The 14,503-nt window shown below is 25.3% G+C and carries 20 protein-coding genes and 1 other RNA gene; 18 read left to right on the top strand and 3 right to left on the bottom strand.

From position 1 onward, the window contains the following. Positions 1 to 152 precede the first annotated feature (152 nt). Positions 153 to 500 carry a hypothetical protein gene (locus EGN60_RS03405; RefSeq protein ID WP_124724646.1) on the bottom strand — a complete coding sequence of 116 codons (348 nt, stop codon included), beginning with the start codon at positions 498 to 500 and terminating at the stop codon, positions 153 to 155. A 368-nt stretch (positions 501 to 868) separates the two neighbouring features. On the opposite strand from EGN60_RS03405, the gene EGN60_RS03430 reads away from it, so the two are divergent. From EGN60_RS03430 to EGN60_RS03360, 11 genes are all read left to right on the top strand, one after another. Beyond that, positions 869 to 1,045 (top strand): hypothetical protein, encoded by a 177-nt coding sequence (locus tag EGN60_RS03430; protein WP_157977619.1) that lies wholly within the window; start codon positions 869 to 871, stop codon positions 1,043 to 1,045. Positions 1,046 to 1,326: 281 nt separating this feature from the next. Further along, entirely contained in the window at positions 1,327 to 2,298 is a 972-nt protein-coding gene (locus EGN60_RS03400) for a hypothetical protein (protein WP_124724645.1), read from the top strand. A 334-nt stretch (positions 2,299 to 2,632) separates the two neighbouring features. Further along, positions 2,633 to 2,959: a hypothetical protein gene (locus EGN60_RS03395; RefSeq protein WP_124724644.1), complete on the top strand. Its 327-nt coding sequence runs from the start codon at positions 2,633 to 2,635 to the stop codon at positions 2,957 to 2,959. A 32-nt stretch (positions 2,960 to 2,991) separates the two neighbouring features. After that, positions 2,992 to 3,234, top strand: coding sequence for a hypothetical protein (locus EGN60_RS03390; RefSeq protein ID WP_124724643.1), 243 nt, complete (start codon positions 2,992 to 2,994; stop codon positions 3,232 to 3,234). A gap of 58 nt (positions 3,235 to 3,292) precedes the next feature. Beyond that, the gene (locus EGN60_RS03385; protein WP_124724642.1) at positions 3,293 to 3,586 is read left to right on the top strand and encodes a hypothetical protein; all 294 of its coding nucleotides are present in this window, start codon (positions 3,293 to 3,295) and stop codon (positions 3,584 to 3,586) included. A gap of 166 nt (positions 3,587 to 3,752) precedes the next feature. Further along, positions 3,753 to 4,070 (top strand): hypothetical protein, encoded by a 318-nt coding sequence (locus EGN60_RS03380; protein ID WP_124724641.1) that lies wholly within the window; start codon positions 3,753 to 3,755, stop codon positions 4,068 to 4,070. Further along, positions 4,058 to 4,432 carry a hypothetical protein gene (locus tag EGN60_RS03375; protein ID WP_124724640.1) on the top strand — a complete coding sequence of 125 codons (375 nt, stop codon included), beginning with the start codon at positions 4,058 to 4,060 and terminating at the stop codon, positions 4,430 to 4,432. The genes EGN60_RS03380 and EGN60_RS03375 overlap by 13 nt, the downstream gene beginning before the upstream one ends. After that, positions 4,383 to 4,628, top strand: coding sequence for a hypothetical protein (locus EGN60_RS03370; protein WP_124724639.1), 246 nt, complete (start codon positions 4,383 to 4,385; stop codon positions 4,626 to 4,628). Before EGN60_RS03375 ends, EGN60_RS03370 begins: the two co-directional genes overlap by 50 nt. After that, positions 4,619 to 4,747, top strand: coding sequence for a hypothetical protein (locus tag EGN60_RS03630; protein WP_281272060.1), 129 nt, complete (start codon positions 4,619 to 4,621; stop codon positions 4,745 to 4,747). Before EGN60_RS03370 ends, EGN60_RS03630 begins: the two co-directional genes overlap by 10 nt. A gap of 237 nt (positions 4,748 to 4,984) precedes the next feature. Next, positions 4,985 to 5,590: a 30S ribosomal protein S4 gene (rpsD, locus tag EGN60_RS03365; protein ID WP_124724085.1), complete on the top strand. Its 606-nt coding sequence runs from the start codon at positions 4,985 to 4,987 to the stop codon at positions 5,588 to 5,590. A gap of 165 nt (positions 5,591 to 5,755) precedes the next feature. Then, positions 5,756 to 6,091 (top strand): hypothetical protein, encoded by a 336-nt coding sequence (locus tag EGN60_RS03360; RefSeq protein WP_124724638.1) that lies wholly within the window; start codon positions 5,756 to 5,758, stop codon positions 6,089 to 6,091. Between the two features lie 163 nt (positions 6,092 to 6,254). On the opposite strand, the gene EGN60_RS03355 is transcribed toward EGN60_RS03360, so the two are convergent. Then, on the bottom strand, positions 6,255 to 6,917 hold the full coding sequence (locus EGN60_RS03355; protein ID WP_124724083.1) for a hypothetical protein: 663 nt from the start codon (positions 6,915 to 6,917) through the stop codon (positions 6,255 to 6,257). A 56-nt stretch (positions 6,918 to 6,973) separates the two neighbouring features. Then, positions 6,974 to 7,070, bottom strand: an RNA gene (gene ffs / locus EGN60_RS03350) — signal recognition particle sRNA small type. 36 nt (positions 7,071 to 7,106) lie between these two features. On the opposite strand from ffs, the gene EGN60_RS03345 reads away from it, so the two are divergent. The 7 genes from EGN60_RS03345 to EGN60_RS03315 all read left to right on the top strand — a co-directional run bounded on the left by EGN60_RS03345 (position 7,107) and on the right by EGN60_RS03315 (position 14,480). Continuing rightward, positions 7,107 to 8,039: a gamma-glutamylcyclotransferase family protein gene (locus tag EGN60_RS03345; protein WP_124724082.1), complete on the top strand. Its 933-nt coding sequence runs from the start codon at positions 7,107 to 7,109 to the stop codon at positions 8,037 to 8,039. Continuing rightward, positions 8,029 to 9,084 (top strand): ABC transporter ATP-binding protein, encoded by a 1,056-nt coding sequence (locus tag EGN60_RS03340; protein WP_124724081.1) that lies wholly within the window; start codon positions 8,029 to 8,031, stop codon positions 9,082 to 9,084. The genes EGN60_RS03345 and EGN60_RS03340 overlap by 11 nt, the downstream gene beginning before the upstream one ends. 3 nt (positions 9,085 to 9,087) lie before the next feature. Beyond that, positions 9,088 to 10,128 carry a carbohydrate ABC transporter permease gene (locus EGN60_RS03335; RefSeq protein WP_124724080.1) on the top strand — a complete coding sequence of 347 codons (1,041 nt, stop codon included), beginning with the start codon at positions 9,088 to 9,090 and terminating at the stop codon, positions 10,126 to 10,128. Next, positions 10,070 to 11,056, top strand: a complete 987-nt coding sequence (locus EGN60_RS03330) for a carbohydrate ABC transporter permease (protein WP_124724079.1) — start codon at positions 10,070 to 10,072, stop codon at positions 11,054 to 11,056. The genes EGN60_RS03335 and EGN60_RS03330 overlap by 59 nt, the downstream gene beginning before the upstream one ends. Before the next feature lie 3 nt (positions 11,057 to 11,059). After that, entirely contained in the window at positions 11,060 to 11,245 is a 186-nt protein-coding gene (locus EGN60_RS03325; RefSeq protein WP_124724078.1) for a hypothetical protein, read from the top strand. Positions 11,246 to 11,319: 74 nt separating this feature from the next. After that, positions 11,320 to 12,870 (top strand): extracellular solute-binding protein, encoded by a 1,551-nt coding sequence (locus tag EGN60_RS03320; protein WP_124724637.1) that lies wholly within the window; start codon positions 11,320 to 11,322, stop codon positions 12,868 to 12,870. Continuing rightward, positions 12,870 to 14,480, top strand: coding sequence for a hypothetical protein (locus tag EGN60_RS03315; RefSeq protein ID WP_124724087.1), 1,611 nt, complete (start codon positions 12,870 to 12,872; stop codon positions 14,478 to 14,480). The genes EGN60_RS03320 and EGN60_RS03315 overlap by 1 nt, the downstream gene beginning before the upstream one ends. The last annotated feature ends 23 nt before the right edge of the window (positions 14,481 to 14,503 follow it).

The raw sequence follows: 14,503 nt of genomic DNA, 5'->3' as shown, positions 1-14,503 counted from the left end.
TTTCAATTTATTTAATCAAGAATCATAAAATCCTAATTTAGACTTTAGCAATTTTGACAGTATTTTAAACTCTTTTGAAGATGATATATTATAAATAAAATTTTATTTGATGCTAAAAAAACAACTTTAAAAACTCAAGATGCAATTAATGCTTATGCACAAAAATTAAGTACTTTAAAAAATAAAGTTCATAAAGTTTTAAATTTATATAATGAAAAAAATGACGCTTTAATTAATGAAGCTAATAAAAATGATTTAAAAGCTTTATTATCTACTTTATTTACTTCTGATAATAAACTTGATTTTTCTTTAAATAATGAACCTGATACACTTATTTCAAAATTAGATCAAATTAAAAATAATCTTTCAGCATTTAGTCCAAGACATAGTGAAAGAGATCCAGAATTAACTAAAAAAATAGATGCTTTAAGTTCTTTAATTGATTCATTAGATAGTTTATTTAAGAAATTTAGGAGCCTTAAAACAAACTGTTTTAGCAATATAAACTCTTTAGCTTTAGCTGATCAAGCTACTTTAGATATTAATAATTAAAACTAAATTACAAGCTATAACTGAAAAAATTAAAAGCCTACAAGCTAAAAATTAGATTCAGTAAAACAACAAAAATTAGATGAGATTTTAATAACTTTTATGATTTAAATAAAATTCTATATTCTAATCAAACTTTAAGTTTATTTAATGATGTATTAACTCAAAAACAAAATGCTTTAAATCAATTTGAGCAAACTTATATAATAGCTCCACATGAAAGAGATTAGCAGCATTTAGCACTAGAGTAAATCAAGAACTAACTTTAAAATTAAATGATAATTTAGAAAGATATGGCTTAACAAATAAATTAACTCCTTTGTCATTTACAGATAATAATTTTGATTTATATACTTCTTTAATAAAACCTAGAGGAACAGAAGTTACAAGAACTTCATATTCAGTAGATATTCATGAACCTCAAAAATTAAAAGTTTCATATACTGTTAGAGCTTTAGATAATCCAAGTTTTAGTACAACAGTTAAAAAGAATTAACATTTACAAAAGATGTTAATGCTTTATTAAATGCGCTTGACTCAGTTTCAATTGAAAATCTATTTACAGTTGATTATGATTATTTAAATACTTTATCTTATGATCAAGCAAATGACTATTCTTTATTTAATGATTATGTATCAAAAAATAATGATTATATAAATGGATATTTTAAATATCAAATTCATAAAGATGGATTTTTAGTAAAAGATGGAACTGCAACAAAATTAAAAGTTGATTATTTATTTAATAACGGCATTTTAAAAACAGTTGATGTTCCTATGCCTAAATTACATTTTATTGCAAATAGTGATGTGGCTGTAAGATTAGATTTTAAAGATGATTTTAAAACAACAGAGTATTACACTAATCCTACTAAGTTTGGATTTCGTTTAGATAATTATTTTGCACAACAAATGACTCTATATGCAACTGGCATTAGCAAGTTTGTAGTTAATCCTACAGCTAGACGTCTATCGAGTGAAAGCCAATATCAGTTAAATGAACAAGAAAGAATAGCAGGATTTAAAAGTATAATTTCCAATATAACAAAAAATATTACTGAAGAACAACTAATCCCATATTCAGATGATTTATTAATAGATGTTGATACTAACGAAAACATTATTAAATTTAAAATTAATAAGGATGGTACTACTAAAAACGCATATTTACAAGTTAAAAATTTAGGAGATGCCGCTACTGCTACAAATAGAGAAGATGAAAAAAGAATTTTAAGATTATTAGGATATACTGAATTTAAAACTGTTGACGAAGCAAATAAAAAATATAGCGATCATGTTTTAGAAAAAGTAGAAGTAAAAAATAAACTTGAAACTCATTCTCAATTAGTAGCATGAGACGCTGCTAGAGTAAAGAGCGATCTTGAAAGATTGTATACATTTCCTTCTTTTGGTCAATATCAAGTTTACATAAAATCTGTTAAAAATGTAGATACAAAAAATGGGGCAGTAGATTTAGTTCTTTGATATAAACATAATGGACAAGAAGTAGAAATACCAAGAGGTTTAACAGAAGATTCTATGAGAAAAGTTCATTTAAAATACTTTAAGCCTTTAATGTTCGAAGATATTAACCCAAGAAATAATAGCGTATTTAGTTCTCAAGATTTTACTGGAAATGGATATCAAAATATAGATTCTAGCGATATTACGAAAATTCAAAATATTAACTCAACGAACTTTACATATAGAAGAACAAAAGCATACATTAATTCTAAAATCAAAAACTAGGCTATGCTTTAGTAGATCCTGAAGATATTGTTCAACAAAAAGCCTATACTAAATTAAATTATTTAATTGGTTTTAAAGGACAAGTCGCTAGAAGTGAAGATGAAATAAAGATGCAGAAAATGCAAGTAAATTTGATAATTTACCAGATTCAAAAGAGGCGACGCCAAAAAATACAGTTGTTCAAAATTCTACAATTACAATTTCAACTGATGAAATCAAGCATAATGGAGATTTAACAAATCAAACTAATTTAAATGAATTATCAAATAAGTATTTTATTTACTTTATTGATGTTAGAGCTTCAAAAGGTAAGAATAACAAAAACGCTAAAACAATGACATTTAAATTAGGTTTTATTGATAAAAATGATGTCAATAAAAGATACTTATTGAATAAAGATATAACCTTAGATAATCTACAAAATGACTATAAAAATAATTTATATCCAGAAGTTATTTTAAATAATATAACTTTTGAAAACTTAAATTTAGTTAGCCTTAGCCAAATAACTGCTGAAAATTTAAAAAGTCAAATAGGACAAAGTTTGTTACAATCTGCAAATATTAAATATAAAGAAACTGGCAAGTCAAATCCTCAAGAAATTGAATATAATAACTTTACTTTAAACTTAAACACTATAAAAATAGCTGATGTTAAATAAAAGACGCAAGACAAGGCAAAGCATACATTAGATTGAAATATCAGCCAGCAAATAATGGACCTGCAATTCTAGGTAATAGATGATATTTAATTGAGGGTTTAAAAGCTTCAAGTTCTACTGAAACAGCAAGCGAAAATAATTTAACATGAAAAAACAATGCATTGCATGAAATATATTCAAGCAGCTCAGTAAAAAGACAAAGAGAAATTGAAGCTTATTATAAAGATTTATATTGAAGCTATGATGAAACAACAAATCTGCTTCATGAACTTTAAAACGTAAATATATTGAAAAAACACTATTAGATTCAACAATACATCAGCTGAGTTAGATATGAGTTTATTTGGTAATGTATTATTCCAAGATGAAAGACGTTTCTTACGTTTTGGGGATCCTTTTAAATTCACTTTTAATGTAAAAGAATTGCAAAATCACGCTATTACTAAAGAATTTTCAACTAATGCTTTAGATTATGTTAATGGTTTGACAAGAAAAAATGCTCCAGGAATTAAATTAATTTTAAAAGCAGAATTAAATGGCGAAGGAATTGTCTTTAGTTTAAAACCAGAAAAAGTTGAATATAAAATTTTATTTCACACCCTGAAGATGAAGTTATTAGATCCTTAGATTTAACTGGTCCAAGAGGCGGAGAATTTAAATCTGATAAAGCATTTTTATTAAGAAAAGCAGCTGCTAAAATAACTATTAGATACGAAAACAATAAACAAAAAGAAGATTTTGGTTTTGAAACTAATAAATTTGATTATAAAAAACTAAGCTATACTCAAGAAATATGCCAATTTTATTCAGTAATGATTATTCAAAATTATGAACTGAATATTCACCAAATCAAAATGTTTCATATAAATTCCACGAAGGTTATTTATTAAGTAATGAATATTTAAACTTTGATCAAAATAATACTCCATTATTTAAAAACTTAAGAGAAAGAACAATGGCTTATAATTATGGTTCAGCTACTGTAATTGGAAAAGCTTCAAATTCTGAAGATAATACAAAATTCTTTTTATTAACTAATAACCACGTTGAAAAATATGAAAATATTCAAGCATTAAAAGAAAACAGTCATCAAGTTGCTTGAAGATATTAACTCGTTATGGTAAATACTTTAGCAACAATATAAATGCGGGTCATAGTTATTGAGGTGGTTTATATACTGTTGGTGTATATCCAAAAGTTGTTTGAACTGGAAAAGATCAATTAAATAATCAAGGTTTAAATCCTGTTAGAACAGATTTAACTATTATTGAAGTTGACATTAAAGACATAATTAAACAAGCTAAAAGCGATGGACGATATGAAACCGCTTTATGATTTGAAAATTGAAAAAATATTACAGATTTCAATTTAAATTATGTTGGTGATAAAGTAAATGATATTGATAATATACCTTATGCATATCATGGCGGAAATAACGGTTTTCCTTTGCAAAACAAGCAGGATATATTATAATAGAGCTAAAATTTCTTCAGCTGGAATTAGATTAGATTATCAAAATGGATATGTTCCTGCATTCTTTAATCAAGGTAACTCAGGAAGTGGTGTTTTTGGTGAAGAAGGATTGAATACTGTAGTTAACTCAGGAACTCCTTTAAAAGTTTTAAACTCTTGAAATTATGCTTCAAAAGTCACAACTTTATGGGAATAAATAATCAAAATGAAGACCCACTTTCATTAAAAAAACACAATTCATTTGCTTCAATTTTATATAATCTAAATATAAAAGATCCACATAATTATGACATTCCATGATTTTTAAAGAAATAGGTTTATAACCTATTTTTTTATACTTTTAAAAAAACTTTTAGTTTATTTATAAACTTTATAAAAGTTTTTAACTTTTTTAGTGTAAAATAGTATATGCATTGGAACAGCAAAATAATATTTTTAAATTGTTTTTTATTTTGTTATAAATTTGATAGTAGGTAAGCTGTATTCTGAAATCATTAGAATAAAAAACTTTAAAAAGAATTATTTTCCTTTGCTTTTTAGAAAGGAAATATTATGTCAAGATTTACAGGCTCAATGTTTAAAAGATCAAGAAGATATGGAACTTCTTTATTAGAAAATAACAAAGAATTTTCTAAAGGTAAAAAACGTACAACAGCACCTGGACAACACGGTGCTAAAAGAGCTAAACCATCAGATTACCAATTACACATGTACGAAAAACAAAAAGTTAGATACATGTACGGTTTAAATGAACGTCAATTCAAAACCCTATTCTTAGCAGCATCTAAAAAACACGGTGTTACTGGGGTTAACTTATTACAAATGGTTGAATCAAGATTAGACAACTTAGTATTCAGAGCTGGTTGAGCAAGAACAAGAGCTCAAGCAAGACAATTCGTAAACCACGGTCACTTCACAGTTGACGGTCACAAAGTAAACATTCCTTCAATGTTAATTAAACCTGGATCAGTTATTGAAATGAAAGCTTCACTTCAAAATAATGCTGAAATGAAAGCTGCAATGGAAGTTATGACTGTTTCTCCATGATTAACAAAAGAAAACTTTAAATTAACATTTACAAGAGTTCCTGAAAGAAATGAATTTGCACACGAAATAAACGAAGCTTTAATCGTTGAATACTACAACCGTTTAGTTTAATTAAAACAAGTTACATCGCAAGATGTGGCTTTTTATTTTGAAAAAAAAAAAAAATACACACTTTTTTGCAAATTTGAGAATTAACTAGGTTAAATAATAAAAATAATTATTTTATTTAAAGTAAATTAAAAAATATGTTTTAATTTTATAGTAATAAAAAAGAAGATGAATATGAGTAAAAAAAGACTTATTAATTGAAGATATAAATTATTTAAAAAATATATTAGAAAAAATAAATTATGTTTAATTTCGATCGAAATGGATCGTATTTTCTATCCTCATATTCACTACTATTTTTGAACTCCATATGTTTTAGAAGACAGCAAATTCATTTTTAGAAAACTAACTAAAGAAAAGCAAATGCAAAAATATATAAACTATAATCTTGATTTAACAGCTGAACAAAAACAAGATTTAATAGACATAATGAATATGGAAAAAGAAGAAGCTCTTTTGAAGAAAAAAATAGCGATAATAACGAAAATAAAAATAATAATGTAAGTATAAGCCCAACTCAAACAATTACAAGTGAAATAAAAGTCAAAAAAGAAAAAGCAAAAATAGAAGATAAAAAACCAGTTGAAGATTTAAATTCTATTTTATTTTCAGAACCTGAAATTCCAAATAAAGAATAAAAAAAGTAAAGAGATTAAACTCTTTACTTTTAATTTAAAACGGTTTTTTGTTCAATTTTTTCAAGTGCTGATTCAACCATTACAGCCATTTTAGAACTTAGATATTCAGCTATAGGATTTTGTCTATCTAAAAAGATTTGATTAGCTTTAGGTAAAAGCTTGCTGTAGTTTTCATATGCTTCAACTATAATTAAATCTTTTGGGGCCATTTCAATATCTTTAGTCATCTCAGTGATTTCTTTATCAACAAAACTTGGATTTGCAAAAATATAATATGGTTGAACAAATAACTGAAAGCCTTTTGGTGCATTTTCCATTTCAGCTATCAAAATAAAAACAATGTCTTCGGATTTGCGATTTAAAAATAAAACTAAATTATTTAAAGCTTCTTTTAAAACATTGCTATTTACAAAATTATTATCTGGATTTCTATCATCTCAAATATTTATAGTTTCTAAAGAAAAAGTTAAGGTATTTGGAATTATAAATATTTCTTTTAGATCACCATATAAATTTTTAAAAGTTTCTAAATCATATTGACTTGGATTTGTAATTTGATTTAATATTAACTGTGAATTTAAAATAGGTTTTTCTGAAAGTTTTATATAAACAGTAAACTCAATTGTTTTAAATAATATATAACCTTTAAAATCATCTTGATTTAAAGGAATTAAAGATTTTGAATAATACATTTTTTCTCCTATTTTAATTATATATAAAAGCAACTAAATTTACTAGTTATTAAGATAATAAAAAAAAGACCACAGAACACAATACTTCTCGACGTGGCTGCTATATTTCTATCCTGACCAGATTACAAGGTTATCATTCCCGTGGCATAATTATTATACAACAAAAATAAAAACAATTATAATATTAATATGGTAAAAGAAGAAAACAAAATATTATTGTTTAGTTATGGAACAATACAAGATGAATTATTTTATAAAAATTTATTTAATGAAAATACAAAAAAATTTAAAGCTTCTTTAAATGGATATGCTAAATGTGTAGACGATACATTATATTTTTTATTAAAAAAAGATAAAGCATCTCAAGTTAAAGGAACAGTTTTTGAAATAACAAAAGAAGAGCTATTTTTAGTAGATAGATGAGAGTTATTCCCTGAATATCAACGTTTTTTTGTTAATGTTTTAAATGAAGAAACAAATGAAATTGTTGAGAATGTTTATGTATATACTAAATTAGAAGTTGGTCGTGTTTTTTTAGCACCAGAAGATATGCCTTTTTCTAAAAATCCTTCAGCAACTGAAGAAAATTTAAAAGCTTTTATTGAAATTGAAAAAGCAACAAGTCATTTTCCTATTTCAGATTTTTTATTTTTATATAAAATTACAAAAGAAGAACATGACAGCATGCAAAATATAACTCATCCATATTTTTCAATGATAATAGAAGATCATAAATCAAAACAAATTATTCATGAACCTTGCGCAATGTTTAGCTTAGCTGAAAAAAATGAATATTATGCAGTAGTATGTCAATTTGGAAGAAAAAACAATTTAAATAGTTTGTTTTATTATAGAACGTTTCATAACTTAATTAAAGATTTTAATCCATCAATTAATTTTAAAAGTCATTATGACAATTTTGATATTCCATTTATAAAAACAAAAAAACCTGATTATTGTTTACAAATGACTCAAAAACCTGAGCTAAAAGAAGATTTAGTAGGTTGAGCTGAAGATCGTGCTTTTCAATATGCTGTACGTGATTTTAATATAGATCCTTTTAAACGTTATAATATTTTATTACAAGGCTTTTTTGAAGGTAAACCTAAAAATGATAAATAAAGAAGCAAAACAAAATAATAAACTTGCTATTAAATTAGCTAAAAAAGAATTAGATGACAAAAAATTAGTTCAAAAACAATCAGAATTAAAAGAAAAAATTCAAGAAATTAAACAAAGATATATAGCAGTTTCAAAATCTACAGAATTAGAATATAAAGAAGCTGTTTATCAAGCTTTAGGTCCTGTTTTAGAAAAATTAGGAATTAAAATTAAAAGCTTTGATAATAATATTTCTGGAAGTATCGCTTTATTACCTGAAGAACTACAAAAAGAAGTTGAAATATTATCAAAAGATGTTTTAACAGTAGAAGAAGCTAAAGTTAAAGATGTTCTAGAAGTAGCAAAAAGAGTTGACATTACTAAAAACTTAGCAAAACGTCCAACTCAATTATCAGGTGGTCAACAACAACGTGTTGCTATTGCACGTGCTATTGTTAAAAAACCTAAAATTCTATTATTAGATGAACCTTTATCTAACTTAGATGCTAAATTACGTATTTCAACAAGAAAATGAATACGTTCAATTCAACAAGAATTAGGTATCACAACAGTTTTCGTTACTCACGATCAAGAAGAAGCTATGTCAATTAGTGACAAGATTGTATGTATGTCAACTGCTCAAGTTCAACAAATTGGTTCACCAATGGAATTATATTTAAAACCTAAAAATGAATTTGTTGCCAGATTCTTAGGTATGCCTGAAATGACAATCGTTGAAACAGATGTCAAATCTGGAAACGTTTTATACGAAGGCAAAAAAGTTGCTAAAGCTCCTGCTAACTATGCAAAATCAAGAATTGATTTAGGATTTAGAGGAGAAAACTTAATAGAAGATCAAAATGGTGTAATTGAAGGCAAAATTAAAGTTGTTGAATATCTTGGAAAAGAAATTCAAGCTCAAATTTATATTGAAAAATTAGACAAAATTGCTAACGTATTTTTAGGTGCTAAAGACCGTTATGAAGTTGGCGAACTTGTTAAATTAAATATTAAACATGAGTCATTGTTCCACTTATTTGATGTAAATACTAAGGAACATGTATAAAAAATGCGTACTTATTTTTGAAAAAAATACAGGGTTAAAAATCCTGGTTTAGCATTAAGCGTTTTAAACACAAAGGTACCTTTCTGAAAACCTTTTATGCTTATGTTGCCTTCTTTAATTACAATGGGTTTATTTACAATTTTCCCATTTATAATAGTAATTATTACAGCACTTAAAACACAAGTTGGTTTTACGACTGCTGACACAGCAATTGGATTAGGAAACTTTAAGTTTATTTTTTCAACAAACAAAGCTGTATTTGATGTAGCTGTTAGAACATCATTACTATACTCAATATTATCATTGCCTATTAGTTTAATGATTTCTCTTTTAATATCAGCTGCTATTTCTCAAGTTATTAAAACCTGAGCTAGAAGCTTTTGACAAACTGTGTTTTTCTTACCATATGTAACATCAGGTATTGCTGTTTCTCTAGCATTTGCCTACATCTTTAAATCAGATGGTGGTTTGATTAACATAATATTACAAAAACTAAATTTAATTCAAAAGCCTATCCAATTTTTAGACAGTTCTAATAATCAATTTGCACCTTTCATGGTTATTTTAGTTAGAGGTATTTGAGGAAGTTTAGCTTTCCAAATTCTTATCTTAACAACAGCCATGTTATCAGTAAACCCAGACTTATACAAATCAGCCTCAATTGATGGTGCTTCAAGTACAAAACAATTTTTCAAAATTACATTACCATCAATTAATAAAACAATCTCATTCTTATTCACAATGGGTATTATCGGTGGAATTAAAACTTTCCCATTAGCATTGTTTGATAACAGTTCTCAAAATGCAATTACATTTAACGGGGCTTCATTAATGCTTTATGTTTACCACTGAACAGTTTCAGCACAATATGGTCGTGCAGCAGCGGCATCTATTGTTCTATTCTTAATCGGACTAATCATTTCATTTGGTTTAAGAAGATTAGTATTCTTAACATTTAAACTATCAAATAATTTAGGAGAAAGACGTGTCTTTAGAAAAATTGAAAGCGCGACATTGAAAGGAACAACAGTTTTTAAAAGCTAAGCAAGAAGTAATGAGCAAGCCATACTCTTCAACAAGTGCGGCTGCAAAATTAGCTGGTTGAGCATTTAAAATATTTGTTTTAGTATTTTTCGCATTAATAATTATTTTTCCATTCTATTTCATGATTAGTCAATCATTAACAAACCGTGAGCTAACTATTTTAGCTTCAAACACTCCTGCTGTATTATTCCCAAGAGCTACTGCAACTGATCCTACAGTATTTCACTTTGATAACTATAGAGCTGCCTTAGTTAGTGGATATCTACAATCTGTAGTATTTACAATTGGTGTAACCTCATTATCAATTCTAGTCAGATTATTTTTCTCTTTAACATTAGGTTACGCTTTATCATTAAATAATTGAAAAGGAAAAGCTGGATTCTTTGCTTTCTTCTTATCATTAATGATCCTTCCAGAAATTGCTTTATTGGTAGGTCAATATATCGTTGTTGTTCGTATGGGATGACAACAAAAAGAATGGTTATGATTTGCTTTAATAGCACCATTCACCGCTTCAATTTTCTTTGCATATATGTATAAAAATGCATTTGAAGCAATTCCAAATTCAGTTAAAGAATCATCAATGTTAGATGGAGCAAATGGATTTAAATATTTTGTTAAAATTGCTTTACCAATGGTAAGTTCAACAACATGAACAGTTGCAATTCTAACTGCTTTTGCTTCATGAAACTCATATACATGACCAGCATTATTGATGTCTGGTTCTGCTAAAGAAGTATGAAAACCAATGAACTTGTGAGTATTTGACACAGGCAAAGATTTAAATGAAGAAGTACCTAGAGTTTACGGTTCTATACGTATGGCTGGTACAATTCTAGCAATTCTACCTATGTTCATTATTTACTTTGTATTAAGAAAAAGAATTATGAATGCTATTTCAAGAAATGGAAATGCAACAAAAGGATAGAATATGGATCACAATTTATCAATTTCAGTTATAAAACTACGTAAACAACAAAAAAAGAAAATGATTCTTAGATCTATAGGCTTAATATTCATTTTCTTAGCAATTATCATTGGTATAGTATTCGTAGCATTGTGTTTATTCGGGCTAATAAATGTGCCTATTCAAATCCACAGAATCGGTGGACTATAAAACATTTAATATATTCTGTGTTAGTGAAAATTTCTTGCCTTTAGGCAGGAAATTTTTTGATATAATTTTAACATATGGTAGAACATAAATTTAAACTTAAAAAAGCAGCTTTGGCAGCATTGTTTATGTTTGGTTTTATTCCTTTTGTATTTACATCATGTGAAATTTTCAATAAAAAAGTATTGCTTAAATTTCAAATACCATATGCAGTAAACTCTTCTACATTTAAAAGAGTTTCGACGGTTATTGATAAATTTAACCGTGAAAACAAAAAAACTAAAATTGAACTTATTCCTGCACAAAGTCGTAGAGAATTATATAATCATATTACATTGGGCATTGAAGCTAAAAATAAAGATTTACCTAACTTAGTAATTCATTATCCTAGCCTAGCATATTACGCAGCTTCACAAAATAAAGCTTTAGATTTTTCTTCAGCTTTAACATTATCTTCATTATCATCTGATTTTTTAAAACAATATAATCGTTTTAATTCAGATAAAATAACCAATTTACCATTAGCCATAAGTTCTGAAGCGTTAGTTATAAATAAACCTTTATTAGGCTACTTTCTTTTAGAGCTTGAAAAATATGCAACTAAAAATGGTATCAGTTTAAACTTGGAACGTGTTCCAATTTTTAAACTTGCAAAAGATTACTTTACAAATCTAAAAACATTGACAAAAGTTGAAGATCTTGAACTTTGAAAACTTAAATTTAATTTTAATAAAACTTTAATTTTAGATAATAAAAATCTTTTTGAAGATCTTGACTTAAATAGCTATGAAAACTTGTTCCGTTTTACTTCGGTAATTCACGCTTCAACTGAAAAAGGAAATGTAGATTATCTATATTCACAGTCAGTTGTTAACACAACTTATTCAATTATGTTTAATGATGCAAATCAAGATTATAATCATTATTTTTTAAAATATAATTCTTCACAAACATTAGATATAAGAAATATTTTAGAAAATCCAGATAGACAAAACGAACTGAAAAAAATTTACTTTTTATATAAAACGATGTTTGAAGATAAAGAATTAAATATAGCCTTTGGAAATGAAAACACAAGTGAAATAAACTCTAAGTTTTTTTCACTTGTGTCTAATAGAATATATGACACAATTAAAAGAAGGCTGCCTAATTTAGACGATTTTCTTTTCTTAAATGCACCTATTAAAAATGCAAATAGCAAAGAAAATGGATCTTATTTTTTACAAGGTCTTAACTTAATTGGAATAAAAAAATCAACAAAAGAAAACCAAGCTTTATTAGATTTTGTTAAATGAATGTATAATAAAGATAACTTTTCTAAATATACAATTAATAATAAACAATATTTTTTAACACCTGTAGAATATTTAAATCTATCTTTAGGTTATTATTACCCTTCTGATAATTTTGATTCTATAATAGAAAATTCACAAGAAAATGTAACTTTAAAAAATATTAAAAACTTATTTGATTCACAAAATGTGAAATTCTTAGAACCAGTAGATTTTGAAAGTGAAAGATTTAGAAGAGGTTTATTGTTATCTATTCAAACTTTAAAAAGAGGTATTGATTTAGGAAACCCAATAGATTTTGAAACATTTATTAACACAATAAAAAGAGGTATATAATGCTTGATTTTGAAGATTATAAAAGATATTATCATTTAGATGCTAAAAAACTAAGTTATTTAAAAAATCTAGAAAGCTTAGAAATAAAAAAATTTATGCAATCTTTTAATTACATAAATAATAAATTTTTAGCCCCTATTGCTTTTGATAATCACTCATTTAATGAACTTAGTGTCCTTTTTTTAAGCCAGGCAATTGCTAAAGAAGCATTTTTAAAAAATTATAAAACTATTCTAATAGCAACAGATAAAAGCCATCCATTTTTATTAAAAGCAATAAAAATAATTGAAAACGTTTTAGCAGCTAATGATATAAAAGTTATTAATTATTCAGAATATGAAGCAGTTAATGAATCTTTTTTAATTTACACTGTTAAAAAAATTAAAAACTTTGATTTAGCTATTTATTTAAATCAATATTCATTTGAAGGCATTTTTGCTTTAAATATTTTTAATTCAAAAGGAAAAAATATAGAAAACGAATTTATAAAAAATGTTTTAAATAATTTAGAAAATTTAAACTATGGGGATATAAAAGAATTTCAAAATGATAATGACAAAATAGATTTTGAAAAATTAATAAATGAATATACTGATGATTGTTTAGAAAATACTTTTTTAAAAAAGGCAAATAAACAACTTTCAATAGGCTTTGTATCTTCACAATACAACATGAGTTTTATTAAAAAAATCATTGGAAGAAGTGATATTGAATATCAAATTTTCAATAAAAAAATAAAAGAAGATAAGCCTGAAAAAATCACTTTTTCATTGATTTTTACTAAAAAATTAGCAAAAATCAATTATTTTGTTAAATTTTCATTTGATTCTAAGAGATTTTTTATTTACTATAAACTTAAAAAAAATCGCTTTAATATTACATATAAATTAATAGATATAAATGACTTGATTTTATTATACATTTTATTTTCAAATCATATTTCTTCAATTAATTATGAAAATAAAAAATTAAATAGTGTTATAGGAACACTAGCAACTAAAAAAGAGGCTATATATAATATTTCAACAAAATTCAATTTATTATATAAAAATGAATTTTATGAAAATTTAGATTTAAGTAATTTAAACAATTATTTATATTATGATGAAAACTTTAATATAAGTTTTTATGAAGAAAAGTTTGCTGACTTTGATTTATTTTCAAACTTAATAAAAATAATTGATATGTTTAATTACTATCAAACTCAATCAATGGACTTTAATAGATTGTATGAACAAAACATTTCAGTTTATACAAAAAACTTAATTAATTATGCTTCTTTTGATTGCACATTAGATAATTTAAGTAACTTTTTAACTAAATTATCAGCTCAAAAAGATATTGCCGCTTTACCTTTTAGTGCGCTTGAAAATCTTGAAAATTATCAAAGTGAAAAAGAACAATATATAGCTAAATATTACTTTCAAGAAAATGAAAATTTAGTAATAAAATATAGCTATGATCTTCAAAAAGTAATAATAATATGTCAAGAAAGTTTTGAAACACAAGGTAATTTATTTAGAACATTTAAACACTATTTTAAATATTTTTTAAAAAACTTTTCAAGAGATTTTACTCTTAATGAAAAAATAAATCAATTTGAAAAATAACTATTGAAAAATAGTATTAAATC

The sequence above is a fragment of the Mycoplasma struthionis genome (assembly GCF_003855455.1).
GTDB classification, from domain to species: domain Bacteria; phylum Bacillota_I; class Bacilli_A; order Mycoplasmatales; family Metamycoplasmataceae; genus Metamycoplasma; species Metamycoplasma struthionis.
The sequence above is the reverse complement of the archived record's forward strand: the minus strand, read 5'-3'. Positions and strand labels throughout refer to the sequence as shown.